This is a genomic window from Henriciella sp. (assembly GCF_029937755.1).
GTDB lineage: Bacteria > Pseudomonadota > Alphaproteobacteria > Caulobacterales > Hyphomonadaceae > Henriciella.
On the sequence record NZ_JAPYPG010000001.1, the window covers coordinates 361,701 to 384,799 of the forward strand.

22 protein-coding genes are annotated in these 23,099 nt (G+C 62.4%); 9 read left to right on the forward strand and 13 right to left on the reverse strand.

All coding sequences use genetic code 11. The annotated features are described in order from the left end of the window. Positions 1 to 39 precede the first annotated feature (39 nt). Positions 40 to 1,389: an AAA family ATPase gene (locus tag Q1K29_RS01800; RefSeq protein WP_300390817.1), complete on the forward strand. Its 1,350-nt coding sequence runs from the start codon at positions 40 to 42 to the stop codon at positions 1,387 to 1,389. Positions 1,390 to 1,400: 11 nt separating this feature from the next. On the opposite strand, the gene Q1K29_RS01805 is transcribed toward Q1K29_RS01800, so the two are convergent. The 4 genes from Q1K29_RS01805 to coaBC all read right to left on the reverse strand — a co-directional run bounded on the left by Q1K29_RS01805 (position 1,401) and on the right by coaBC (position 3,791). Further along, on the reverse strand, positions 1,401 to 1,643 hold the full coding sequence (locus Q1K29_RS01805) for a hypothetical protein (protein WP_300390819.1): 243 nt from the start codon (positions 1,641 to 1,643) through the stop codon (positions 1,401 to 1,403). Between the two features lie 69 nt (positions 1,644 to 1,712). Beyond that, entirely contained in the window at positions 1,713 to 2,168 is a 456-nt protein-coding gene (dut, locus tag Q1K29_RS01810; protein WP_300390822.1) for a dUTP diphosphatase, read from the reverse strand. Positions 2,169 to 2,227: 59 nt separating this feature from the next. Then, positions 2,228 to 2,419, reverse strand: coding sequence for a hypothetical protein (locus tag Q1K29_RS01815; RefSeq protein WP_300390825.1), 192 nt, complete (start codon positions 2,417 to 2,419; stop codon positions 2,228 to 2,230). Between the two features lie 139 nt (positions 2,420 to 2,558). After that, a complete protein-coding gene (gene coaBC / locus Q1K29_RS01820) occupies positions 2,559 to 3,791 on the reverse strand; it encodes a bifunctional phosphopantothenoylcysteine decarboxylase/phosphopantothenate--cysteine ligase CoaBC (protein WP_300390828.1) in 1,233 nt (410 codons plus the stop codon). A gap of 186 nt (positions 3,792 to 3,977) precedes the next feature. Between coaBC and Q1K29_RS01825 the strand changes: the two genes are divergently transcribed. Beyond that, positions 3,978 to 4,325: a hypothetical protein gene (locus Q1K29_RS01825; protein ID WP_300390831.1), complete on the forward strand. Its 348-nt coding sequence runs from the start codon at positions 3,978 to 3,980 to the stop codon at positions 4,323 to 4,325. Positions 4,326 to 4,809: 484 nt separating this feature from the next. On the opposite strand, the gene ubiB is transcribed toward Q1K29_RS01825, so the two are convergent. Then, on the reverse strand, positions 4,810 to 6,339 hold the full coding sequence (gene ubiB / locus Q1K29_RS01830; protein WP_300390834.1) for a 2-polyprenylphenol 6-hydroxylase: 1,530 nt from the start codon (positions 6,337 to 6,339) through the stop codon (positions 4,810 to 4,812). Between the two features lie 31 nt (positions 6,340 to 6,370). Further along, a complete protein-coding gene (gene ubiE / locus Q1K29_RS01835) occupies positions 6,371 to 7,159 on the reverse strand; it encodes a bifunctional demethylmenaquinone methyltransferase/2-methoxy-6-polyprenyl-1,4-benzoquinol methylase UbiE (RefSeq protein ID WP_300390837.1) in 789 nt (262 codons plus the stop codon). Between the two features lie 49 nt (positions 7,160 to 7,208). Between ubiE and mutM the strand changes: the two genes are divergently transcribed. Beyond that, positions 7,209 to 8,057 (forward strand): bifunctional DNA-formamidopyrimidine glycosylase/DNA-(apurinic or apyrimidinic site) lyase, encoded by an 849-nt coding sequence (gene mutM / locus Q1K29_RS01840; protein ID WP_300390840.1) that lies wholly within the window; start codon positions 7,209 to 7,211, stop codon positions 8,055 to 8,057. A 3-nt stretch (positions 8,058 to 8,060) separates the two neighbouring features. Here mutM and Q1K29_RS01845 read toward each other — a convergent pair whose 3' ends face one another. Both Q1K29_RS01845 and Q1K29_RS01850 read right to left on the reverse strand, forming a co-directional pair. Then, on the reverse strand, positions 8,061 to 9,455 hold the full coding sequence (locus Q1K29_RS01845) for a DUF2330 domain-containing protein (RefSeq protein ID WP_300390842.1): 1,395 nt from the start codon (positions 9,453 to 9,455) through the stop codon (positions 8,061 to 8,063). Continuing rightward, complete coding sequence (locus tag Q1K29_RS01850; protein WP_300390845.1) at positions 9,397 to 10,293, reverse strand: RnfABCDGE type electron transport complex subunit D; 897 nt, start codon at positions 10,291 to 10,293, stop codon at positions 9,397 to 9,399. Before Q1K29_RS01850 ends, Q1K29_RS01845 begins: the two co-directional genes overlap by 59 nt. 154 nt (positions 10,294 to 10,447) lie before the next feature. Between Q1K29_RS01850 and Q1K29_RS01855 the strand changes: the two genes are divergently transcribed. Then, positions 10,448 to 11,446, forward strand: a complete 999-nt coding sequence (locus tag Q1K29_RS01855; RefSeq protein ID WP_300390848.1) for a KpsF/GutQ family sugar-phosphate isomerase — start codon at positions 10,448 to 10,450, stop codon at positions 11,444 to 11,446. Here the strand turns inward: Q1K29_RS01855 and Q1K29_RS01860 are convergent. Next, positions 11,443 to 12,483: a mannose-1-phosphate guanylyltransferase gene (locus tag Q1K29_RS01860; RefSeq protein ID WP_300390851.1), complete on the reverse strand. Its 1,041-nt coding sequence runs from the start codon at positions 12,481 to 12,483 to the stop codon at positions 11,443 to 11,445. The genes Q1K29_RS01855 and Q1K29_RS01860 overlap by 4 nt on opposite strands. A gap of 75 nt (positions 12,484 to 12,558) precedes the next feature. Next, entirely contained in the window at positions 12,559 to 13,692 is a 1,134-nt protein-coding gene (locus tag Q1K29_RS01865) for an iron-containing alcohol dehydrogenase (RefSeq protein ID WP_300390854.1), read from the reverse strand. Positions 13,693 to 13,855: 163 nt separating this feature from the next. Here Q1K29_RS01865 and Q1K29_RS01870 point away from each other — a divergent pair, with 163 nt between their 5' ends. Next, positions 13,856 to 14,857, forward strand: a complete 1,002-nt coding sequence (locus Q1K29_RS01870; protein ID WP_300390858.1) for a Gfo/Idh/MocA family oxidoreductase — start codon at positions 13,856 to 13,858, stop codon at positions 14,855 to 14,857. 74 nt (positions 14,858 to 14,931) lie between these two features. Continuing rightward, positions 14,932 to 16,794, forward strand: a complete 1,863-nt coding sequence (locus tag Q1K29_RS01875; protein WP_300390861.1) for an ABC transporter ATP-binding protein — start codon at positions 14,932 to 14,934, stop codon at positions 16,792 to 16,794. Here the strand turns inward: Q1K29_RS01875 and kdsA are convergent. Beyond that, a complete protein-coding gene (kdsA, locus tag Q1K29_RS01880) occupies positions 16,791 to 17,645 on the reverse strand; it encodes a 3-deoxy-8-phosphooctulonate synthase (RefSeq protein ID WP_300390863.1) in 855 nt (284 codons plus the stop codon). The two genes, Q1K29_RS01875 and kdsA, sit on opposite strands and share 4 nt — an antisense overlap. 130 nt (positions 17,646 to 17,775) lie before the next feature. Here kdsA and Q1K29_RS01885 point away from each other — a divergent pair, with 130 nt between their 5' ends. From Q1K29_RS01885 to Q1K29_RS01895, 3 genes are read left to right on the forward strand one after another with little or no spacing between them, the layout of a single operon-like run. Next, complete coding sequence (locus Q1K29_RS01885) at positions 17,776 to 18,990, forward strand: threonine ammonia-lyase (protein WP_300390866.1); 1,215 nt, start codon at positions 17,776 to 17,778, stop codon at positions 18,988 to 18,990. Between the two features lie 27 nt (positions 18,991 to 19,017). Continuing rightward, positions 19,018 to 19,887 (forward strand): FKBP-type peptidyl-prolyl cis-trans isomerase, encoded by an 870-nt coding sequence (locus tag Q1K29_RS01890; RefSeq protein WP_300390869.1) that lies wholly within the window; start codon positions 19,018 to 19,020, stop codon positions 19,885 to 19,887. Positions 19,888 to 19,918: 31 nt separating this feature from the next. After that, positions 19,919 to 20,983 (forward strand): UbiA family prenyltransferase, encoded by a 1,065-nt coding sequence (locus Q1K29_RS01895; RefSeq protein ID WP_300390872.1) that lies wholly within the window; start codon positions 19,919 to 19,921, stop codon positions 20,981 to 20,983. Positions 20,984 to 20,999: 16 nt separating this feature from the next. Here the strand turns inward: Q1K29_RS01895 and rfbA are convergent, their stop codons facing one another. Together rfbA and rfbB are read right to left on the reverse strand one after the other, a co-directional pair. Then, positions 21,000 to 21,869, reverse strand: coding sequence for a glucose-1-phosphate thymidylyltransferase RfbA (gene rfbA, locus Q1K29_RS01900; RefSeq protein ID WP_300390875.1), 870 nt, complete (start codon positions 21,867 to 21,869; stop codon positions 21,000 to 21,002). Next, positions 21,866 to 22,918, reverse strand: a complete 1,053-nt coding sequence (rfbB, locus tag Q1K29_RS01905; RefSeq protein WP_300390878.1) for a dTDP-glucose 4,6-dehydratase — start codon at positions 22,916 to 22,918, stop codon at positions 21,866 to 21,868. Before rfbB ends, rfbA begins: the two co-directional genes overlap by 4 nt. Positions 22,919 to 23,099: the final 181 nt, after the last annotated feature.

The following is a 23,099-nucleotide window of genomic DNA, read 5'->3' on the forward strand; positions in this document are numbered from 1 at the left end:
TCTCGCTTAGCAGGGCGGATGCGGTTAAGGCTACAGGCAATGAGCGACTCGGTTCCTTCCAACGTGCCTGACACAATCTATTCCGCGCCCGCCGAATGGGTGGCCAACGGCGCGGGCGCGCAGGGCAACCTGTTCCTGACCGGACGCGCCGGAACCGGCAAGACGACCATGCTTCGCCGCTTCCTCGCCGAGGCCGGCGAGAACACGGTGGTTCTTGCCCCGACCGGCGTCGCGGCAATGAATGCCGGCGGACAGACCATTCACTCCTTCTTCAAGCTGCCGCCGCGCCTGATCGAACCGCCAGACATCAAACGGCTGCGCGGGGTGCGCCTGATCAAGGCGATCGACACGATGATCATCGACGAGATTTCGATGGTCCGCTCAGACATGCTCGACGCCATCGACAAGAGCCTGCGGCTCAATCGGGGGTCGAAGCGGCCATTCGGTGGTGTACGGATGATCCTCTCGGGCGATCTCCACCAGCTGCCGCCCGTGGCGCGCGGCAATGAGGCGGAAATCCTGAACGAGCGCTATGGCGGGCATTACTTCTTCAACGCGCCCGGCTTCAAGGAAGCCGAGTTCGCCCTGCTTGCGCTGAAACATGTCTTCCGTCAGGCCGAGCCGCGCTTCCTCGCCCTGCTCGGCGCGATGCGTCAGGGCCGCCTGACCCCGCCGGACGAACGGCTGCTGCAGACCCTGGTCTCACAGCGCACCGCCGTCGAGGCGAGCGCAACGCATGTCGTGCTGACGCCGAACAACGCCAATGCCTTCCGCATCAACCAGGCCCGCCTCGAAGAACTTCCGGGCAAACCGCACACGCTCGAGGCCCGCGTTCAGGGCGACTTTGATGAGAAATCCTACCCCACCGAAGCCGACCTCGAACTGAAGGAAGGCGCGCGGGTGATGCTGATCAAGAATGATCCGGAAGGTCGCTGGGTGAACGGGTCGCTCGCCACCGTGGACGGCTTCAAGGGCGACAATGTCATGGTCGAACTGGACGGCCATCTCTACGAGATCGAGCCGGCGGCCTGGGAAAAATACAAATACGAGCTCGACCAGGAAACCAAGAAGGTGTCACGCGAAGTGGTCGGCACGTTCAAACAGGTGCCGTTGCGGCTCGCCTATGCGGTGACGATCCATAAGGCGCAGGGCCTGACGCTGGACAAGGTGTTCATCGACTTTGACCGGGGGATGTTCGCACACGGACAGGCCTATGTGGCCTTTTCGCGCGCACGCTCACTGGAAGGGCTGGAAATCTCGCGCGCCTTGCGGCCGCGTGACATGGTGATCGACCGCAGTGCCTTCGCCTTCGGCAAGCTGGAAACGATAGAGGATACCGACGCCTATCTGCTGGCGCGCTTCGCCAAGGACGAAAACATGCTGCTCTAGGCGCTCAAGCCTCAAGCCAGACGGCGGATCTCGTCGCGTAGCCGCTCGTCCTTGTCGGTCGCGATGGCCTCAAGCACACGCACGCGTTCACCCAAGCGCTCGACCTCGCCGCGCATGCGGTCCAGTTCGGCCTCGGTTTCCCGATCAGTTTCCCGATCGCCCCGCGCCTTGATCCAGTTGTTGACCACTCCGGCGCCGACAGCAATCAGCACGATGAAGACGACCATTGTGAACGGGCTATTGATCTCGAACATTGGACCCTCAAATTATTATCGTAATTCGATAATACGTTATCGCCGCGTGAATTACAAGGAATTTCGGGACTAGCGCCCCGTTGAGCCGAAACCGCCTTCGCCACGCATCGTTTCCGGCAGGCTGTCAACGGTTTCCCAGGCGATCCGCGTGACCGGCGCGAGCACCATCTGTCCGATCCGTTCACCGCGCGCGATGGTGAAGGCGTCGCTGCCGTGATTGATCAGGATGACCTTGAGTTCGCCGCGATAGTCGCTGTCGATCGTGCCCGGCGTGTTGAGACAGGTGATGCCGTGCTTGGCCGCGAGGCCCGAGCGCGGACGCATCTGGATTTCATAGCCATCCGGAATAGCGACGCTGAGGCCGGTCGGCACCATCGTCCGCTCGCCCGGCTTCAGGGTCACAGGCTCCGTCTCTGGAACGGCCGCGCGCACGTCCATGCCGGCAGCCCCTTCCGTCTCATAGGCAGGCAGCGGGAGCCCATCGAAATGGGCGAGGGTTTTCACGGCAACGGCAACGTCTGTCATGGGACGTCAATGCGCGGGAGTCGGCGCGGTCTGTCAACTCGGCATAGCCGGTCTGACGCCTATATGGCCTGGCTCTCCACAGCGATTTGCGGCCGAGGCGTCATGCCCAGATCCGCCTTCGCGGCACCCTCGCCTATGGTGGCAGGTTTCGCGGCAGGCTCTGCGGCGGCTTCGGCGCGCTGGCTGCCAATGGCCGACAGGCCGAGCAGGATGGCGGCGATGGCTACAAAGTATCCAATGATGAGTCGCATCGGCTTCAGTCCGGTCTTGTGTGAGGCTGGAAGTTTGATCCCGACTTCCAAACAAAGTGTTCAAGCCAACAAACAAGATCGATGGGGCGAAGTTCCGGCGAGGATATGTCATCCGCCGGACCTGACTGTGATTTGCCGCTTACTCGGCGGCCATCTGATCGCGCCCCGGATCACCCAGCTTGTCGGCGATCCGTTCCGCCAGCTGGCGGGCGACAGACAGCTTGTCCATACGCGGCCAGTGCTCGATCGTCTCCTTGGTGACGAGCGCGACTTCATTATGTGCGCCGCCCATAACATCGCCGGAGACGTCATTCGCAACGATCCAGTCACAGCCCTTGCGCTTCATCTTGGCGCGCGCCAGCGATTCCACATCATGGGTTTCAGCGGCAAAGCCGATGACGAGCCCCGGACGGTTTTTCCGCTTTTTCGAGAGCGTGGCGAGAATGTCCGGGTTTTCCGACAGCGTCAGGGACGGCAGGGTCTGGCCCTCATCCTTGAGCTTGAGTTTCTTGGCGGAGGAGATGGCCGGGCGCCAGTCGGCCACGGCGGCGACGGAGATGAACACATCGGCCGGCAGCGCGGCTTCGCAGGCCTTGAGCATGTCGCGCGCAGTCTCGACGGGAACGAAGTCCACGCCACGCGGCGGTGCCAGCGCGACAGGCCCGGACACCAGCGTCACGCGGGCGCCCAGCGCAGCAAGCGCCCCGGCAATCGCATAACCCTGTTTCCCGGAAGAATGGTTGGAGAGAAAGCGGACCGGGTCGAGCGGTTCGCGCGTCGGACCGGCCGTGACGAGCACATGGTGGCCTTCCAGGGGCCGTGGGCCTGTCAGCCGGTCGAGCTGGTTTTCGATCGCGTTGGCAATGGCGAGCACTTCGGGCAGACGTCCGGGGCCGAATTCACCGCAGGCCATGGCGCCTTCATCGGGGTCCATGACGGTGACGCCGTCACCACGAAGGGTGGCGACATTGCGTTTCGTGGCGGCGTGCTCCCACATCCGGACATTCATGGCCGGCACCATCAGGACCGGCTTGTCGGTCGCCATCAGCGTGGTCGAGGCGAGGTCATTGGCATGCCCATTGGCCGCCTTGGCCATGAGGTCAGCCGTTGCCGGGCAGACCACGACAAGGTCTGCCGAGCGCGAAAGCTGGATGTGGCCCATCTCGGCTTCGTCATCGAGGCTGAACAGGTCGGTAAAACATTTCTCGCCCGACAGGGCAGAGACAGAAAGCGGCGTCACGAATTCCGCGCCGGCTTTCGTCAGGATGCACCGGCTGCCAATTCCACGGCGCGCGAGCTCGCGGATCAGTTCCAGCGACTTGTAGGCGGCAATGCCACCGCCGATGATCAGGAGGATGCGTTTGCTGCTCATACGACCCTAAATAGGCTTCTTGCGCCTTCTCTTACACAGAAAGTGTTTAGAAATCGACGACACGACCCCGTGAACCGCAGCTAAAAGAGCGAACCGGGCGTAGCGACTTGCAGTCGCCACGCCCGGCTCTTCGCAGGACCCCCAGTCCCCTGGCGCCCATTACCGACGCCGGGAGCCTACGATGACGTGTGGCTGTCTGCCTGTCCGGATCTCATGAAAGTCCATGAGGGCCGGGAGACCCGATCGGTAGACAGCAATATCAACAGCCTGCTTCTCGCAAGACGCATGCCGGGACGCGGCACCATAACCGGCGCGGCTGCCACAGGCGCGGCGCGCGGCTGTTTGAATTCTACGGTGGAGGTCGTCGAGACGCGCACCATAAACCGGCTGAAGGTCACTGTAGCAGACCGCATAGTGCGTCCCACCCTTGCCCCCATCAGCAATCCGCTCGACGGGCCGCGCGCAACGTCCTTTCTGGACACGGCTCACGAGGACACGCTCTGCGGCCTGACCCCGTCCGCCCGCAAGCTCTGAGGCAGTCATCGCTGACCCGCAGCCCGCAAAGATCGTAACACCCTGGCTGGACATGGACTGGGCACACGGACGGGCCGGCCCGGCGCGCCCATCACGAAAGACGCGGACGCCGCTGACATTCATCGCTGCCGGTTGAGCGGCGCGCTGTATCTTGCTTCCAGCCGCCCGGACGACCCTTGGTGCGGCACCCCCTGTCCCACCCAGAAGCGGATCAGACCTAGACGACCTGTCCCGTTCCGAAACATGGGTCTGCGAGCGTGTATAACTGTCGACATGGCTATAGCCATACGCCCCCGCACGCAGAGGGCGTGGCTGGTCCGTCCCCTCAGCCAGCGCAGGTGCGACCATCGCCGGAAGGGCGAAAAGGGTCAGCACGACAGCGAACAATCTCATGAGCGGGGACTCCGGAACGCGGGTCGCGTCCTATGGTTAGCAGACGGTTAAGCTAACAGGCCTTTGCCAATCCGTGGAGTCGTTTCTTGTCTCAGGCGAACTGAACAGCGGTCAGCCCTGCAATCGCTGCAAGGACAACGGTCAGGCCGAACCATGCCCACCAGGGCGGCTGATTCCGGGGAGGTTTCGGAGTGTCATGATAGCCGGGCTCCAGACTTGCCTCGAACCGGTCCATCACTTCCGGCAGCCGTTTCAGCCGGTCGGCGACCTCAAGGATGTTCTTCGCCGCAAGCTTCGCGGCTCCCGCAGGACCGAAATTTTCCGCGATCCAGGTTTTGACGATGGGCTCGGAGGCTTTCCAGATATCGTGTTTGGGATCGATGGTGCGCGCGACGCCCTCGACCTGAACCATGGTCTTTTGCAGGAGGACCAGTTCGGGACGGAGGTGCATGCCGAAGGTCCGCGTATAGTCCAGCAGCTGCAACAGGATGCGTCCCATATAGACATCCTCGGCCGGCTTGCCGTGGATCGGTTCCCCAACGGAGCGCAGCGCTTGCGCGAATTCGCCCACTGACTGGGTTGCCGGCACATAGCCCGCCTCGAAATGCACTTCGGCGATGCGCTGGTAATCCCGGCGGATAAAGCCCCAGAGGATTTCCGCCAGGAAGCGACGCTGCTCCATGCCGATCCGCCCGATCAGGCCGAAATCGACCAGGGCAACGCGGTTGTCCGGCGTGATGAGGATGTTCCCCTCATGCATGTCAGCGTGGAAGACGCCATGACCGATGGCGTGGGTCAGGAAGCCGCGCGTAATGGACGTCGCCAGTTCTACCCGATCGAGGCCGGGCTGTTCGAGCGCCTTCGGGTCCGTGAGCGGAATGCCGTCGATCCAGTCGGTCGTCAGCACACGCTGGGCGGTGCGGTCCCAGTCCACGGACGGGACGACGAACCATTCATCCTTGTCCGACATGGATTTGATCTGGTCGCCCCCACCAGCTTCCAGGCGCAGGTCGAGCTCCTTCATCATCGCATCGGCGACGGTGTTGGTGAAGGCGACCGGTTCGAGACGGCGGCTTTCGACCATGGCGCGCTCAATGGTGCGCGCGGCGCGTTTCATGGCGCGCAACTCCTGTGAGATCAGGCGCTCCACGCCCGGGCGCAGGATCTTGACGGCCTTCATGCCCTCAGGCGTTTCGAGCTTGTGCACCTGCGCGACCGATGCCGCAGCAACCGGCTCGCCAAGGCCGGTAAAAAGCCTATCGGCTTCAGCCTTGCCAAACTCGGTTTCCAGCGTCTTGCGGGCGTCCTCCATCGGGAAAGGCGGCAGCTTGTCTTTCAGGCGGGAAAGGTCGGTGGCCACTTCGGTGCCGAAGACGTCCGGCCGTGTGGCGAGGAACTGACCCAGCTTGATATAGGCAGGCCCCAGCTTCTCGAGCGCGGTGGCCAGGCGTTCCCCAGGACGGCCTTTCGCCCGGCCGCCAAACAGCCGAAGCGTTCGCCCGGCAAGGCGCGCAGGCACCGGCAGGCGTGTCTGATACTCGCCGGGCAGGATCACATCATGACGCACAAGCGCCGTGCCAGCCCGCATCAGGCGCCCATAATCAGCCATCGCCTTCAGCACCAGCAGTCTCCCGTCATCCCCGCAACTCCGTTCATGCTGCCCATCCGAAATGAAGGGCAGCAATCCCGCCAGAGAAATTGGTGATGGAAACGCTGGAGAAACCGGCGCTCTCGACCTCTTCCCGGAACGCTTCCTGTTCCGGGAATTTTCTTATCGACTCAACGAGATACTGATAGCTCTCGCGGTCTGAAGCGACGAGTTCGCCCATCCGCGGAATGACGTTGAAACTGTAGGTATCATAGAGCTTCTGCAGCATCGGCACGGTCATGTGGCTGAATTCGAGAACGGCGAGCCGCCCACCGGGTCGCAGCACACGGCGAAACTCGGAAAGCGCGGCGTTACGGTCGGCCACGTTGCGGATGCCGAAAGCGATCGTGACCGCGTCGAACGACCGGTCCTCGAAAGGAAGTGCCTGGGCGTCGCCACAGACCCATCCGATCCGGCCCTCATAGGCCGCCATGTCGGCGCGCGCGCGCCCGGCATCGAGCATGGCATCGTTGATATCGCAGACAACAGCGCTGGCCTGGCCGGGCTTGCCCCGGCGGCGCGCAGCCTTGTCGGCGCGGTCGATGAAGGCTTTTGCAAGGTCCCCCGTGCCGCCAGCGACATCGATCAGCCGCTCGCCGGGCTGCGGATTGAGCTTGGCAATCGTGTCATGCTTCCAGAGGCGGTGGACACCCGCCGACATGAGGTCATTCATCACGTCATAGCGGCTCGCGACCGAGCGGAACACGCCCTTGACACGGCTCACCTTTTCCTCTGGCGAAACCTCTTCGAAGCCGAAGCTGACCGTCTTTGCTGTATCTGTCTCATTTGTCATGCGCGGGGACCATAGTGGCATGAATTTCTAAACGCTATATGCGGTGACCATGCCTGAATTGCCTGAAGTCGAGACAGTTCGCCGCGGCCTTGCGCCGGTGATGGAGGGACGCACCATCGTGTCGGTCGTCCTGAACCGGCCGGACCTGCGCTTTCCCCTGCCGTCACGCTTTGCCGAACGGGTCGGCGGTACGCGGATCACCCGCCTGTCACGGCGGGCGAAATTCCTTGTCGCGGAGCTCTCCTCAGGCGACGCGCTGATCATGCACCTCGGCATGTCCGGACGGTTCACGATCACGGATGGCACCCGGCCCGGCGATTTTCATCACGAGATCCCGCCTGATCCGAAGCACGATCATATCATCTTCCATATCGAGGGTGGGCAGGTCGTCACCTATAATGATCCGCGCCGTTTCGGTTTCATGGAGCTCTGGCCGCTGCAGCAGATGGAGCAGTATCCGCGCCTGGCGGGCTACGGCCCCGAACCGCTGTCGAATGAATTCTCGCATGCCTGGCTGAACGAGGCCCTGAAGGACAAGAAGGCGCCGATAAAGGCCGCCCTGCTCGACCAGCGCATGATTGCGGGCCTCGGCAACATCTATGTCTGCGAGGCGCTCTACCGCGCCGGGATCAGCCCGCGACGGCGCGCGTCAACGGTGCCCGGCCAGCGGGCAGCGAAGCTGGCTGTTTCCATCAATGACGTAATCCGGGAAGCGATCGCGGCCGGCGGCTCATCCATCTCCGACTTCAAGGCCGCGACCGGCGAACTCGGCTACTTCCAGCACACCTTCTCCGTCTATGACCGCGAGGGTGAGCCCTGCCGCAAATGCGGCGCCCCGATCAGACGCATCGTCCAGTCGGGGCGCTCGAGCTTCTATTGCGGCGCCTGTCAGCGCTAGGCGTCAGCCATTGCCCCAGAGGCGTTGCCACCAGGGTTTCTTCTCTTTCGGCTCCAGGTCGATATTGATCGAGGCTTCCGAGTAGCCGCCAGCGGCCATCTTGTCCTTGATCTCGTCCTCGTCCCAGCCCGTCAGCTTTGCGAGGTTCTCCGCTTCCTGGTCCCAGCGATCGACAAGATCGTCGGCATAGTCGCGCGCTGCCTCACACTCGTTGAAGTCGCCCCGCCACGGATGACGCAGGACATAGCGGCCCTGATAGTTGTCGCGATCACCGGTGACCTGGAAGGTCAGGTCCTGCGGGAAGGTCTTGCCGTCATAGCGAAGATGCAGGCGCGTCACGAAGACATCGACCGGCTGCGGGCCGGGGCGGAAGCCCGGGCGGGGCTCCGGTTGCTGGCCATCCTCATCAAGCCACATAACCCCCAGCTCGCGCAGCTGTGAGCGCGACAGCGGCTCGGCGGCGCACGGGTCACACCAGCTCATGTCCCAGGCATATTCCATGAAGACAGCCTTGCCGTTTTCCTTCTCGACCTGGTGGGCAAACATGTCCTTGTAGAACTCGCCAAACTCATCCTTCACAAAGATCGGCACATCCATGTCGGAGGGGAGTTTGACCGTCTTGTAATTGGTCGTCTCGACGCGGCCCTTGCGGGTCATCGCGAAGACGAACAGCTCCTGCTTTCCTTCCGCATTCACAGTGCCGAGACGGATCGGCAGCATGAAATCCTCATCTTCGTAGGCGACCTGGATCGGCCGCAGGAATCCGGCGCCGTCATGGCGTTCGAGGTTCACCTTTGCGACGAAGAATTTCATGCCCTGCTTCAGGTAAGAGCCGACCACCTCCTCGGCCCCATCCGGAATGCGATAGCCATTCTGGTTGAGCCAGCTGATCAGGCCATCCGACTCCTCCGCCGACAGGATGAGGATGTCATATTCACCGACCTCGTATTCGGCTTCGATGGTAACACCCAGGTCCTCGGCCTCTTCCATCGCCATGTCATCGATGGCGCCCCCCGCCTCCGGCGCCGCCATGGCGACGGCGTCGCGATACCGGTAAACGTCACACGGATTTTCGTCGTGATACTCGACAAGGCGCGGCGCGGTGTATTCGTCGAGATGCTCGATCAGGCCGGGATCGGCGACATTGATCTGCTCTCGCTCCGGCACATCCACAACCGGGATGACCATCGCAAATTCCGACGGCTCGCCGCGATAGTCAGACGCCATCGTGATGACGGTCCGCTCATCGTCGCGGACCAGCGCCACCTTGGACGCGTCATTGAAAAGATCGGTATCGGCCTTGGCGACGAAGAAGCCGCAAAAGGCCTGCGCCGGGGCGCTAAGGCTGAGCGAGGCCAGCCCCAGCGCTGCGCCTCCCAGGATATGTCTGAGTTTCATGTGTGCGTCCCTCCTTGGACTTTGAGTGCGTGCCCCACTGGAACCGGCTTGCGGGAATGAGCCGGTCGAGAACAGGTGTCAGGATCGAAAGCGCAGCCAGCGCCATCAGTGGCGCGGCGCGAACATTCGGCCCGATGATGAACCACGCCGTCAGGCTGGCGACACTGGCCGCGAAGATCAGCCGGCCGGCGCGCGAATCCGGTGTCGAGCGCGGGTCGGTGATCATGAAGAAGGTGAAGACCAGCAGCGTGCCGGAGGACAGCTGGTGCATGGGGATCGCCATTGGATCACCGAGCCAGAGGGCACGGCCAAACAGGATCGCGGCAAATGTCCCGATGAAGCCGAGCGCAATGTCGAGCCGCTTCGCACTGGACAGCACCAGCGCCGCGAGCGCCAACGCCCAGCCGGCAATCAGCGGGGCCTGTCCCCACTGTCCCGGCGAGACCCAGACATCGCGTCCGAAGACGAGGCACATCACAACGATGCCGATACAGGCCGGATTGAAGATGTGCTTGCCCTTGTAGCGCACGGCGAATTTCAGGCCGATGGCGATGATGCCCGCGGCAAACCACATCCATGGGTCGACCGCCCGCATCAGGATCGAAAGAGAGAGCGAGGTGATCGCCGCCGACTTCCACTCAAACCGGGTGCGTACGATCAGGCTGCCGAGCGCCTGCGCTGTCATTGCACCGCTGAAGGCTGAAATGAGGTGCATCGGCCGGGCGCCGAAATCAGTCGTGTAAACCGAGATCAGAAACAGCCCTGACAGGGCCAGGATCTGCCAGTGGCGGGCGTCGCGATTGACCGCGCGTACGCCCTCGAATGTTGCGTCCCTCACATTCATGCACGTCAGACAATACACCAAAAGCGGGGAAAATGCGGCGCCGATTTGAAAATCGATACGGGCAGCCTAAGCGGCGCCTCGGGGGTTGGAGGTCTCTTGCGATTGGGCTAGGCGAATGTCCCACACCGAATTCGCCCGAGGCCCGCCCATGTCCGCCAGTTTTCTTCCGCAGGAAGACGCCGTTCGCAGCGTCGCTATCGAGGTCTTCGAAACCGAGATGGCCGGCATGCGTGATCTCGTCACCAGCCTGAGCGAGCCGGGCGCACCGCTATCGAAGGCGATGCGTGAGAGTGTGAACCTGTGCGGCAATGTTCGTGGCCGGGTGATCGTGACCGGCATGGGCAAGTCCGGCCATGTCGCGCGCAAGATCGCAGCGACACTGGCGTCCACCGGCACCAAGGCGAGTTATGTCCACCCGGCAGAAGCCAGCCATGGTGACCTCGGCATGATCTCTTCGGATGATGTCGTGCTGGCTCTGTCCAACTCCGGCGAGACTGCGGAGCTTGGTGACATTCTAGGCTATGCGGGGCGCTTCGGTATCCCGCTGATCGCGATGACCGCCAATGCGGAGTCCACGCTCGCGCGGGCTGGCGACGTGCAGCTGATCATCCCGAGATCTGCCGAAGCCTGCCTTGTCACACAGGCGCCGACCACATCCACAACGCTCATGATGGCGCTTGGGGATGCCCTCGCCGTGGCAATCCTGCGGGCACGCGGCTTCACCGCCGACGACTTCCACACGTTCCACCCCGGCGGCAAGCTCGGCGCCTCGCTGAAGCGGGTGACGGACCTGATGCACCATACCGACATGCCGCTGTGCGGCCCGGAGGCCTCGGTCGAAGACGCAGTCAGCATCATCACGACGTCAGGCTTTGGTTGTGTCGGTGTGGTCGAGGAGGATGGCCGTCTTACCGGCATGGTCACCGATGGGGACCTTCGCCGTCACTTCAACGAACCGCTGGACGAGAAATCCGTCACCAGCGTCATGACGGAAAACCCGCGCACGGTGCCGCATGATGCGCTGGCGGCTGAAGCGCTCTCGATGATGAGTTCGCATCGCATTACCGCGCTCTTCATTGTCGATGATGCCGGCAAGCCGCTCGGCCTGCTGCACGTCCATGACTGTCTGGATAGCGGTGTTATCTAGGCGGAAGCCTCAGCGAGCTTCTTTACCGACTGGGCATCTGCCATGGGACAGTTGATCCGGTGCCCACCGGCCTCGACCACAATCATATCCTCGAGCCCCTCTACGGAAATCGGCGCCCCTTCTGACCGGATATAGCAATTGCGGCACCCGACCGCGGTCACCGGCCCCATGAGAACATTGCCCTGGGCATCCTTACTGGAAATTTCCCACAACGCCCGGAAATCGCCTACATCGCTCCAGCCCATATCGACGGGGACGGCCATGACCGGCTTGAACTGTTCCATAATGGCATAGTCGACGGAAATGCCCGGGCACGCCGCGAAGGCGGCGGCTTCAAGGCGGATTTCATCGCCTTCGCCCGTGGCCCCTGCAATCGCTTTTTCCACGCCTGACAGCACCTCGGGCGCATGGGTGCGAAACGCGTCGACCATGGTCCCCGCGCGAAACAGGAATATCCCTGCATTCCAGAGATAATGGCCCGCTTTCAGATAGGCGTTGGCGGTGTCGAGGTTCGGCTTTTCGACGAACTGGCGCGCCGGGAGGATGGGCGCATCGCCCGGTTCGGCGTCGATATAACCATAGCCTGTCGCTGGATGATCCGGCTCAATGCCGAATGTCACGATACTGCCGTCCCGGGCAGCCTGCAGGCCTGTCGCGATTGCGTCGACAAAGCGCTCGGGGTGGCGGATGGCGTGATCGGCCGGCATGATGAGCAGAAGGTCGTCAGGATCTGCGATCAGGCTCGCAGCGGCGACAGCCGGCGCAGAATTGCGCCCCAGCGGCTCAAGGATCAGGCGCGCATTTGGAACTTCCGCCCGGATCAGGTCACGGTGGCGTTCATTGCCGACCACAGTGCAATCGGCAAATGCCAGCCTGTCATCGACCGCCTGCACCCGAGCCGCCGTTTCACCGAGCATGGAGGACTGACCTTCCAGGGTCAGGAACTGTTTCGGACGCTCAGCCGTCGAGAGCGGCCACAGGCGCGAGCCGACCCCACCGCACAGGATTACCGGCGTGACTGTCACAGGTTGAACCATCTTTTCCCCTTATCACTGAGCGCGATGCAATGCCCAGTGACAGCCAAGAAAAAAACATACCAGAATGCGAGTTTTCTATCCGAGCGCCCGTTCGTAGATGCGCTCATAGTCTTCCTGGCTCGCCGGTTTGGCATTGCCGCGGTGCGCCAGATCAGCCAGCGCATATTCGACAACACCCGGTCCATCGGACGCTTCAAGGCCGATTTCCTTCAGCGTGTGCGGGATGCCGATACTCTCGTTCAGTTTCGAGATCGCATCGGCCAGGTCGGCGCCTTCCTTCAGACCCATGGCAAACCGCAGGCGTTCATACTTCCGCTCGGCAGCACCTTCATTGAAGCGCAGCAGGTGGGGCAGGAAGATCGCATTCAGGGTGCCGTGGTGAAGCTTCTTCTCGTGCAGGCGGCCCGCCGCGTGCGACAGGGCGTGAACACTGCCGAGGCCCTTCACGAAGGCAAGCGCACCTTCATAGGACGCCATCATCATGTGCCAGCGCGCTTCCGGGTCGGAGCCGTCCTCGACAGCACGCTTCAGCCAGCCATCGCCGACCGCCCGTGTCAGGCCGTCATAGCCGATCCCTTCGGCAGGCGGATTGGAAACGGGGACGAGAACGGCCTCGATGCAGTGGGTGACCGCATCCATGCCGGTCGCCGCCGTCATCATCTTCGGCAGGCCGAATGTCAGGTCCGGATCACAGATGGCGACCGGGGGAATAAGGTTCGGCGAAGCGAAGGTTTCCTTGCGGCCATTATTCATCGTGGTGATCATGCCGAGGGACACTTCAGAGCCGGTGCCCGCCGTGGTCGGGATAGCGATCAGCGGCGGCAGTTTCTTGATATGCTTCGACCCACCTGACATGGCCGCATATTTCTCGAGCGGGCCTTCATGGCTTGCGAGCAGGCCGACCGCCTTGGACAGGTCCATGCTGGAGCCGCCGCCAAGCGCGATGATGCCATCGGCGCCTGCGCTCTTGTAAAGATCCGTGACCTTGATCGCCTGGTCTTCGGTCGGGTTGGCAACCGTCTCTGCAAAGACGCCGGCAGGCTCAGCACCGAGGGCTTCGAGGATCGTCTCGAGGATGCCGGCGCTCTTGATCCCCGGATCGGTGATAATGAAGGGTTTCGACACGCCCTGGCCGCGCAGCACGCCTGGCAGCTTCTGGATCGCACCATGGTCGAAGATGCAGGTGTTCATGAAGGTCATTACAGGCATGACGGTCTCGCTCTTTTGTCAGGCTAATCAACTAGCACTGGTAGGATGTTGAGGGCGGTGTGCGCAAGCCGGGCCCACGCGTCAATATGACCTTGAGCTTGGGAGCGCTATCCGTTTGTGTGGCCTCCGCTCCAATACGTCATCGCATATGAGGCAATTCATCATGGCATCTTCCCTCAGGATCGGCCTTCTCGGCGCAGCGCGAATTACGCCCAAGGCGGTGTGTGAGCCTGCCCATGTGGTTGGTCGCTGCTCACTGCGGGGCGTCGCCGCCCGCGACAAGCAACGCGCGAGCCTGTTTGCCGAGGAGCATGGCATTGAGGAGGTCTTCGACAGTTATGAAAGCCTGATCGAGAGCGACGAGATCGACCTCATCTACAACCCACTGCCCATCAACCGGCATGCCGAGTGGACCATCCGCGCACTTGAAGCCGGCAAGCATGTGCTCTGCGAAAAGCCCTTCGCGATGAATGTGGAAGAGGCAAAGGCGATGCTCGCCGCCGCCCGAAAAAGCGGCAAGCGTGTGATCGAAGCTTTCCACTATCGCTATCACCCGGCTTTTGCCGCGTGCATGGACTGGGTCGGCTCTGGCCGGATTGGGGAGGTCAGGCGTGTCGATGCAGACTTCTCAGTCCAGATTCGTGACAGCGATGACGAAATCCGCCAGCTCCCCGATACCGGGGGCGGGGCAATGATGGATCTTGGCTGCTATCCGCTAAGCTGGGCGCTGAACCTGTTCGGAGACAATCTGGAATTTGTCGACTCCAGGGCCGAACTGACCGCTCGCGGTGTCGATGAAAGCATGCAGTCCCGTCTCCAGCATGACAGCGGCGCGTTCGTTCACCTGACGACCAGCATGGCACAGGGCACTGCTTTCAAGGCCGAGATGACGATTGCCGGCTCTGACGGGCTGATCCATTTCATCAATCCCCTTGCGCCTCATCTGGGCGCAAGCCTGAGCCTCATCACGGCCGATGGCGAGGAGACAGACCAGTGGGGGCCAATCAGCCCGATTTCCACTTACACCTGGCAGCTCGCCGCCCTTGTCGAGGCCCTCGAAACAGGGGCCGCGCTGCCGACCGAAGGCGAGATCATCCTGCCTCAGCAAAAGATGCTCGACGACATCTATGAAGATGCCGGGCTTCGCGGCCTTCGCTACCGCTGACTGGTGCTGCCTGTTGACTTGGCCCGGTCCGTCGGGCCCGATACCGGCTGGAAATTCTTCAACGACAACAGGACATGCCCGTGAGCGACCCCATCCTTTCCGTCAGAGACCTGAAGATCGATTTCGACACGCCTGACGGGACAGTGAACGCCGTAAAGGGGACGAGCTTTGACGTGGCACCGGGCGAATGCCTCGGCATTGTGGGGGAATCCGGGTCGGGCAAAAGTCAGTCGGCGCTCGCCGCCATGGGGCTGATCGCCGATAACGGGACGGTCTCCGGCTCGATCCAGTTTGCAGGCCAGGAGATGGTCGGCGCCAAGGCCTCTACGCTTCGCAAGGTGCGCGGGGCACAGATGTCGATGATCTTCCAGGACCCGCTCACCTCGCTGACCCCGCACATGACGGTCGGGGCGCAGATGCGCGAAGTGCTGGCCCTGCACCGCGACCTGAAAGGCGAAGCCGCCACGAAGAAATGCGTCGACTGGCTGGAACAGGTGCGCATTCCGGAAGCCCGCCGCCGGCTCGACCAGTTCCCGCATGAGCTTTCCGGCGGCATGCGCCAGCGTGTCATGGTCGCCATTGCCATGCTGTGCGACCCGAAACTGCTGCTTGCCGATGAGCCGACAACCGCACTCGATGTCACCGTCCAGGCGCAGGTGCTGGACCTGATGTACGACCTCCAGAAGGACACCAATACCGGCATCGTCCTGATCACGCATGATATGGGTGTGGTCGCACGCATGTGTGACCGCGTGGTCGTGATGAAGGATGGCGAGATCGTCGAGACCGGCACCAGCGACTCGATCTTCTACGAGCCGAAGCACGAATACACGCAGATGCTGCTCAACGCCGTGCCGCGCATCGACCAGCCCAACCGCGAAGGCCGTCCGATGCTCGGCCCCCCGCCGGAAGCCTCGGTCGAGCCCCTGATCCGGGCGGAAGACGTGAAGGTGCAGTTCCCGGTCAATGTCGGCGGCGGCCTGTTCGGCAGGACGAAAATGCTGCGCGCCGTCGATGGCGTGTCCTTTGACCTGCGCCCGGGTGAAACGCTCGGCGTTGTCGGCGAGTCCGGCTGCGGCAAGTCCACGCTCGCCCGCGCCGTTCTGAAACTGGTGCCGCAGTCAGCCGGCAGTGTCTCCTATATGGGCCGCGACATCACCCATGCCGACCGCAAGGAAATGAACGGCCTGCGTGATGACCTCCAGATCGTTTTCCAGGACCCGCTCGCCTCGCTCGATCCGCGCATGACCATTGGCCAATCGATTGCCGAGCCGCTGACCGTGCACAAGCCGGAGATCGGAAAAGCCGAGCGCGAGAAGATGGTGCGCGACTTCCTGCCCCGTGTCGGCCTCTCCCCGGGCCTCGTCAACCGCTACCCGCACGAGCTGTCGGGCGGCCAGAACCAGCGCGTCGGTATCGCGCGTGCGATGATCCTGCGGCCCAAACTCCTCATCTGCGACGAGGCGGTCTCCGCACTCGACGTCTCGGTACAGGCGCAGGTCGTCGACTTGCTGATCGACCTCCAGAAGGAGTTCGGCCTCGCCATGATCTTCATCAGCCATGACCTTTCGGTGGTGCGCGAGATCAGCCACCGCGTGATGGTTCTCTATCTCGGCAAGGTCGTCGAAGTGGCCGACCGGACCGCGATCTATGAAGATGCGCGCCATCCCTACACCAAGGCGCTCATTTCCGCTGTGCCGACGCCGGACCCGGAGTTCGAGCGCGGCAAGGAACGCATCAAGCTGCGCGGCGACCTGCCCTCTCCGCTCGACCGCCGCTCACCGCTGCGCTTCATGAAATCTGTGATCGTGGATGACCCGGATGCCGAGCAATACAATCCGCAGCTGATCGAGGTCGCCCCTGGCCATCTCGTCGCCGAGCATGACCCGTATGAGAGCGTCGAAGGGCTTTACGCGAAGAAGACCGAGGCGGCTTAACCGTTCACCGTCTCGTGGATCGTCTTCAGCGTCCTCAGCAGCGGCTCGGCCGACTCCAGCGGCAGGCAGCTTGGACCATCGCAAAGCGCCTTGTCCGGGTCGGGGTGGAATTCGAGGAAGACGCCGTCGGCCCCGGCCGCAATCGCTGACTTCGCGATGATGGCCACGCCTTCGCGCCGCCCGCCGGTCGAACCGCCGGCTGTGCGCGGATCGGCGCCGGGCAGCTGGACGGCATGGGTCGCATCGATGGTCACCGGTACGCCGAGATCCTTCATCGCCTGAATGCCCAGCATGTCGACGACGAGATTGTTGTAACCGAAGCTCGCGCCACGTTCGCAGAGAATGGTCGGGTTCTTCGGGCCGGTCACTTCACCGACCTTGGAGATGATGTTCTTGCAGTCCCACGGCGCGAGGAACTGCGCCTTCTTCACATGCAGCCAGCCATCGCGCGCCTTCACGGCTTTCGCGCCAGCGACAACGAGATCGGTCTGGCGGCAGAGGAAGGCCGGAACCTGGATGATCTCCGCCACTTCAGCGACCGGCTCGGCCTGATCTTCGGTGTGGTAGTCGGTGATCACCGGGACATCGAATGCGGCCTTCACCTCGGAGAGGATCTTCAGCCCCTCTTCCAGCCCCGGTCCGCGGTAGGAGGTGATCGAGGAGCGGTTCGCCTTGTCGAAACTCGCCTTGAAGACATAGGGCAGGCCCAGCCGCTCGCAGACGCCCTTCAGGTGCTCGCCGATACGCATGGCGAGGTCACGGTTTTCCAGCACATTCATGCCGGCCATGACGGTCATCGGATGGCCGTCACCAATGGAAATATTGTGCGAAGCAAGCGTGAGACTCGACATGGGTGAAATCCTGTTTCCTGTGGGCTCGCGAATAGACAAGAGCGCGCTCAGCAGCAAGGGCACAAGCGCCGCTTGCTCTCAGCTGCGCGCCTCAATAGGGTGCGCCGCGACCAGCCTGGGACCCTGCCTCATGAGTGAAAGCCTGCCAATCAACCTCGACGATGTCCGTGATGCCGCGCGCATCATTGAAGGTCAGGTCGAACGTACCCCGATGCGCAAGTCCAAAACGCTGTCGGAGATTACGGGCGCGGAGATCTGGATCAAGTTCGAGAACCAGCAGTTCACCGCCGCCTTCAAGGAACGTGGCGCGCTGAACAAGCTCTCGCGCCTGACGGATGAGGAGAAGGCGGTTGGCGTCATCGCGGCTTCGGCTGGAAACCACTCGCAGGGCGTAGCCTATCATGGCCGCCGCCTCGGCATCCCGGTTACCATCTGCATGCCCGTCACGACACCGTTCAACAAGGTCGAGCATACGCGCGCCTTCGGCGCCCGCGTGCTGCTGGAAGGCAATACATTCGACGAGGCGAAAGCCTATGCCGAAACCGTGCGCCAGCGCGAAGGACTGACCTTCATCCATCCCTTCGACGATCCGCACATCATGGCCGGACAGGGCACCGCTGCGCTTGAAATGTTCGAGGACGGCCCGGAGCTCGACGTCCTGGTCGTGCCGATTGGTGGCGGCGGGCTGATCTCCGGCTGCGCCACGGTCGCCAAGGCGCTGAAGCCGGACATCCGTGTCGTCGGCGTGCAGGCCGCGATGTATCCGAGCATGTTCGCCGCCATCCAGGGCCGCGAGGCCAAGACTGGCGGGGCCTCCATCGCCGAAGGCATTTCGGTGAAACAGCCAGGCGAGCTGACGCAGAAGGTCGTCCGTGCGCTGGTCGACGAGATCGTGCTGGTCGAGGAAGAGCACCTCGAACGCGCCATCACCCTGTTTGCCGATGTCGAAAAGACGATTGCGGAAGGCGCCGGGGCTGCCGGACTTGCGGCCCTGCTCGCGCACCCGTCGAAGTTTGCCGGCAAACGTGTCGGGCTGGTGCTCTGTGGCGGCAATATCGATACCCGCCTGCTCGCCTCGGTGCTGACCCGCGCGCTGGTGCGCGAGAAGCGCCTGTCGAACATCCGTATCATCGGCGATGACCGCCCGGGCCTGCTGGCGCTGGTCTCAAAGATCATCGGCGACAACGGCGCCAACATCATGGAAGTCGCGCACAATCGCATCGCGCTCGACGTACCTGCCAAGGGCGCAGAGTTCGACATCCTTATGGAAACGCGCGACGCCCAGCACACGCAGGAAATCATCGACGCGCTGGCCCAGGCGGGCTATCCGCCGAGACGCAACTGATCATCCCCAGGACGAGGATATTCTCCCATGTTCAGAACGATCGCCTTCTCCGCCCTCGCCATCGGCCTTGCCGCCTGTAGCGGTGGGACATCTTCGACGGATTTCGACAGCTTCTTCCCCTGGGACCCGGACCGCGCGGACGTGCAGGAAACCGATAGCGGCCTGCAATATGTCGTCGTCGAGGAAGGGCCGGAGGACGGCACGTCGCCGAAAATCGATTCCACCGTTCAGGTCATGTATGAAGGCCGGCTGACCGACGGCACGACCTTTGACGGCACGTTCGAGGACGGTCAGCCAGCCATCTTCGGTGTCGGCCAGGTCATCCCCGGCTGGACGCAGGGCCTGCAACTGATGTCTGAAGGCGACGAATATGTCTTCTACATCCCCTCCGAGCTCGGCTACGGCCAGAATCCGCGCCCCGGCGGCAAGATCAAGCCCGGCGACGACCTGATCTTCCGCGTACAGCTGCAGGAGGTTTTCGAACCGAAGCCGGCTGACGAGGAAGCCTGGAACACCTACGTGCCGTGGGACTCCTCCAAGGAAGACGTCCAGAAAACCGATTCCGGGCTCGAATATGTCGTTCTGGAAAGCGGCGACGGCACCGGCAACAGCCCGACGCCGAGCGATACGGTCGTGGTCTTCTATGAAGGCCGCATGGCCGAGACAGGCGAGGTCTTCGACAGCGCCTTTCAGCGCGGCCAGCCGCTGATGATTCAGCCAGCCCAGGTGATCCCGGGCTGGAAGGAAGCGCTTTCCATGATGAAACCCGGCGACCGCTGGCTGGTCCACATTCCGTCCGAGCTCGGTTATGGCGAGCGCGGACACCCGGCCGGCATTCCGCCAAACGCCGACCTCAATTTCGAGGTCGAGCTGGTCGACGTCCTGAAGACGAAGTAGGTCCGCGCGCCGCCCTCAAGGGGAAGCCGACATGTCCCAATCGACATCCGAGAGGCCGCCGGGGTCTGAGCCGGACAAGCCGCTTATTGTCGACCTGGACGGCACGCTGATCCGCAATGAGCTGCCGCCCGAACTCTTCGTCCTGATCGCCCGGTGGAAGCCCTGGCTGCTGCCCTTGGCCGTGTTCAGGATGCTGCGCTCACGCCCGCAAACGAAAGCCTGGATGGTCTCGAAGATCGGCCATCATATCGACCCGGAGCACCTGCCCTATGACCCGGATGTGCTGGCGTTGATCGAAGACCATTGCGCTAATGGCGGCAAGGCCGAACTGGTCTCCGGCTCTGATCATGTTCTCGTGGAACGCATCGCCAGCCATATCGGGACATTCGTTTCCGCACAGGGGAGCTACGGAACAACCAATCTCGTCTCCGCGCAGAAGGCGTCTTACCTTACCGAGCGCCATCCCGAAGGGTTCCACTATGTCGGCAATTCCGGGCAGGATATCAAAGTCTGGCGCGCGGCTGCGGCCGGTTACGGAATACGCGCGCCGTCCGCGGCCTATGACCTGACGCATGAGGATGGAGCGGCCATCGTCGAGATGACGGTGCACAAGAGCCGGTCGCTGGCGCCCCTGGTCGAACAGCTGCGCCTGCATCACTGGGCGGCGAACCTGCTTGTTTTTGCGGTGCCCATTTTCCTTGCGCCGCAGCTTGGCACTGCCGACTGGCTGCTGCTGCTCCAGGCTTTCCTATGCTTCTGCATGATGGCGAGCGGCACCTATCTTCTGGACGATCTGTTCGCCATTCCGGACAACCGCGCCGATCCTGCAAGACGTCACCGGCCACTCGCCTCGGGCCGGCTGAGCGTGACCAGGGCGGCAGGCATAATGGGCCTCTTCATGATCGGCTCCATCCTCTGGGCGACACAGCTTGGCCTGGCCTTCATGCTGGTGCTGTTGGCCTATCTAATCACGTCCATCGCCTATTCCCTCCACCTGAAACGCATCGCCGGCTTCAATATCGTTATTCCGGCTGTCAGCTTGTGCCTACGCGTGATCGCTGGTGCGGCGGTCGTCGGAGCCCTGCCTGCAGTCTGAGACACAACGGAGTCGCTCAGTCAGAGCGCGCGATCTTCTCGAGATAGGTCCCGTAATTGGATGACTTCAGCGCCTTGGCCTGCCTGAGCAGCTGCTCCCGCGAAATATATCCCAGCCGGTAGCCGATTTCCTCAAGGCAGGCGATTTTCATGCCCTGGCGCTCTTCGATGGAGGCGATGAACTGGGCGGCCTCCAGCAAGGAGTCATGTGTGCCCGCATCAAGCCATGCAAAGCCCCGGCCCATCAGATTGGCCTCGAGTTGTCCCTCTTCGAGATACATCCTGTTGATGTCGGTGATTTCAAGCTCGCCGCGCGCAGACGGGGTTAGCTGACGCGCCTTTTCCGGGGCTGTGGAGTCGTAGAAATAAAGCCCGGTCACGGCAAAATCGGATTTCGGCTTGCTGGGCTTTTCCTCAATCGAGAGGACACAATTGGCTGCATCCAGCTCTACCACACCATACTGGCGCGGATCAGCAACCTGGTAGCAGAATATCTGCCCGCCGCTTGTGAACCTTGACGCTTCGGCCAGGATTTCCGGAAGTCCGTGGCCGTAAAATATGTTGTCACCAAGAACCAGGGCGCAGGGACCACCATCGAGGAATTCCTCCCCGATAATCAGCGCTTCGGCGATACCGCGCGGCTTTTCCTGCTCGGCATAGCTGATGGACACCCCAAATTCCGAACCGTCACCAAGGAGCTTCTCGAAGGCTTTCCGGTCATCGGGCTTCGTCAGGATCAGGAACTCGCGGATCCCCGCCAGCATCAGAACACTGATCGGATAATAGATCAGCGGCTTGTCATATATCGGCATCAGCTGCTTGGAGACACTGCGCGTGAGGGGATACAGGCGCGATCCATTTCCACCTGCCAGTACGATACCTTTCATTGGCCGCCTCGCTGCATCAGGCCGAGCCGTCCGCCGGCGCGTCCCTCGGAGGCCAGCCTGCTCAACCAGTCTTCCTGACCGAGATACCAGGTCACCGTGCGCGCCAGCCCCTGTTTGAGGTCGGAGGCGGGCGCCCACCCCAGCTCCCGGCTGATCTTCGAATGATCGATCGCATAGCGACGGTCATGACCAGGACGATCTGCCACCATCTCTATCAGGCGGCGGCCCTCGCCAGGGTCGCGCCCAAGGTTTTCATCGACCAGGTCGCAAACCGTGCGGGCAAGATCTAGATTTGTCATGGTGGCATCCCCGCCAATACAGTACGTCTCACCGGGTTGCCCGCCCTGCGCCACCTTCAGCAGGGCGTCGGCATGATCCTCCACGAACAGCCAGTCACGAACCTGCTGCCCGTCGCCATAAACAGGAATGCTCTCCCGGCGCAGGGCTTTCATGATGATGGTCGGGATGAACTTTTCCGGGAATTGCCACGGGCCATAATTGTTCGAGCAGTTCGTAATGATCGCGGGGAAATCATAGGTGTGCTGCCATGCCCGCACCAGCATGTCGGCAGAAGCTTTTGACGCCGAGTAGGGCGAATTCGGCTGGTAGGGCGAACTCTCCTTGAAAGCGCCTTCCGCAATCGACCCGAAAACCTCGTCCGTCGATATCTGGATGAACCGGAAATCGGGTCCAGTCATCGCCTCACGCTGCGCAGAGCGGCAGATATCAAGCAGCGCGTGAACGCCATTGATATTGGTCTGCACGAAGGCCAGGGAGTCGTCGATGGACCGGTCGACATGCGTCTCCGCCGCAAGGTTGAAGAGCCGGTCTGGCCGGAAGTCGGCGACGGCGCGTTTCATGGCATCCCGGTCGCAGATATCGGCCTTCAGAAAGCTGTAACTGGAAGAGCCATCGACATCGGCAAGGCTGTCCCGATTGGCCGCATAGGTCAGCTTGTCGACGTTCAGGACCGAGTGGCCCTGCGCGATGGCGCGGCGAATGAGCGCTGACCCGATGAAGCCGGCACCGCCGGTGATGAGAAGTCTCATTGCTCTACCCTACCGTGAGCCTGCCCCGAGGACCGGCCCAGCGTTACGCTCGCAGTTCAGCGCCTGACCGTTCCAGCACAGACACAGTGGCCTAGCCTTTTGCAACACCTCCGGGCAAGGGAATTTATGCGCAGGAGAGAGGCCCGACCTGCGATGAAAGGGACGCACCCGCCCTCCCGGT

Bases quoted from the DNA above. Each gene is read 5' to 3' on its own strand.
- Q1K29_RS01800 (WP_300390817.1), top strand. From the start codon at position 40: ATGAGCGACTCGGTTCCTTCCAACGTGCCTGACACAATCTATTCCGCG.
- Q1K29_RS01805 (WP_300390819.1), bottom strand. From the start codon at position 1,643: ATGTTCGAGATCAATAGCCCGTTCACAATGGTCGTCTTCATCGTGCTG.
- dut (WP_300390822.1), bottom strand. From the start codon at position 2,168: ATGACAGACGTTGCCGTTGCCGTGAAAACCCTCGCCCATTTCGATGGG.
- Q1K29_RS01815 (WP_300390825.1), bottom strand. From the start codon at position 2,419: ATGCGACTCATCATTGGATACTTTGTAGCCATCGCCGCCATCCTGCTC.
- coaBC (WP_300390828.1), bottom strand. From the start codon at position 3,791: ATGAGCAGCAAACGCATCCTCCTGATCATCGGCGGTGGCATTGCCGCC.
- ubiE (WP_300390837.1), bottom strand. From the start codon at position 7,159: ATGACAAATGAGACAGATACAGCAAAGACGGTCAGCTTCGGCTTCGAA.
- mutM (WP_300390840.1), top strand. From the start codon at position 7,209: ATGCCTGAATTGCCTGAAGTCGAGACAGTTCGCCGCGGCCTTGCGCCG.
- Q1K29_RS01845 (WP_300390842.1), bottom strand. From the start codon at position 9,455: ATGAAACTCAGACATATCCTGGGAGGCGCAGCGCTGGGGCTGGCCTCG.
- Q1K29_RS01855 (WP_300390848.1), top strand. From the start codon at position 10,448: ATGTCCGCCAGTTTTCTTCCGCAGGAAGACGCCGTTCGCAGCGTCGCT.
- Q1K29_RS01860 (WP_300390851.1), bottom strand. From the start codon at position 12,483: ATGGTTCAACCTGTGACAGTCACGCCGGTAATCCTGTGCGGTGGGGTC.
- Q1K29_RS01865 (WP_300390854.1), bottom strand. From the start codon at position 13,692: ATGCCTGTAATGACCTTCATGAACACCTGCATCTTCGACCATGGTGCG.
- Q1K29_RS01870 (WP_300390858.1), top strand. From the start codon at position 13,856: ATGGCATCTTCCCTCAGGATCGGCCTTCTCGGCGCAGCGCGAATTACG.
- Q1K29_RS01875 (WP_300390861.1), top strand. From the start codon at position 14,932: ATGCCCGTGAGCGACCCCATCCTTTCCGTCAGAGACCTGAAGATCGAT.
- kdsA (WP_300390863.1), bottom strand. From the start codon at position 17,645: ATGTCGAGTCTCACGCTTGCTTCGCACAATATTTCCATTGGTGACGGC.
- Q1K29_RS01885 (WP_300390866.1), top strand. From the start codon at position 17,776: ATGAGTGAAAGCCTGCCAATCAACCTCGACGATGTCCGTGATGCCGCG.
- Q1K29_RS01890 (WP_300390869.1), top strand. From the start codon at position 19,018: ATGTTCAGAACGATCGCCTTCTCCGCCCTCGCCATCGGCCTTGCCGCC.
- Q1K29_RS01895 (WP_300390872.1), top strand. From the start codon at position 19,919: ATGTCCCAATCGACATCCGAGAGGCCGCCGGGGTCTGAGCCGGACAAG.
- rfbA (WP_300390875.1), bottom strand. From the start codon at position 21,869: ATGAAAGGTATCGTACTGGCAGGTGGAAATGGATCGCGCCTGTATCCC.
- rfbB (WP_300390878.1), bottom strand. From the start codon at position 22,918: ATGAGACTTCTCATCACCGGCGGTGCCGGCTTCATCGGGTCAGCGCTC.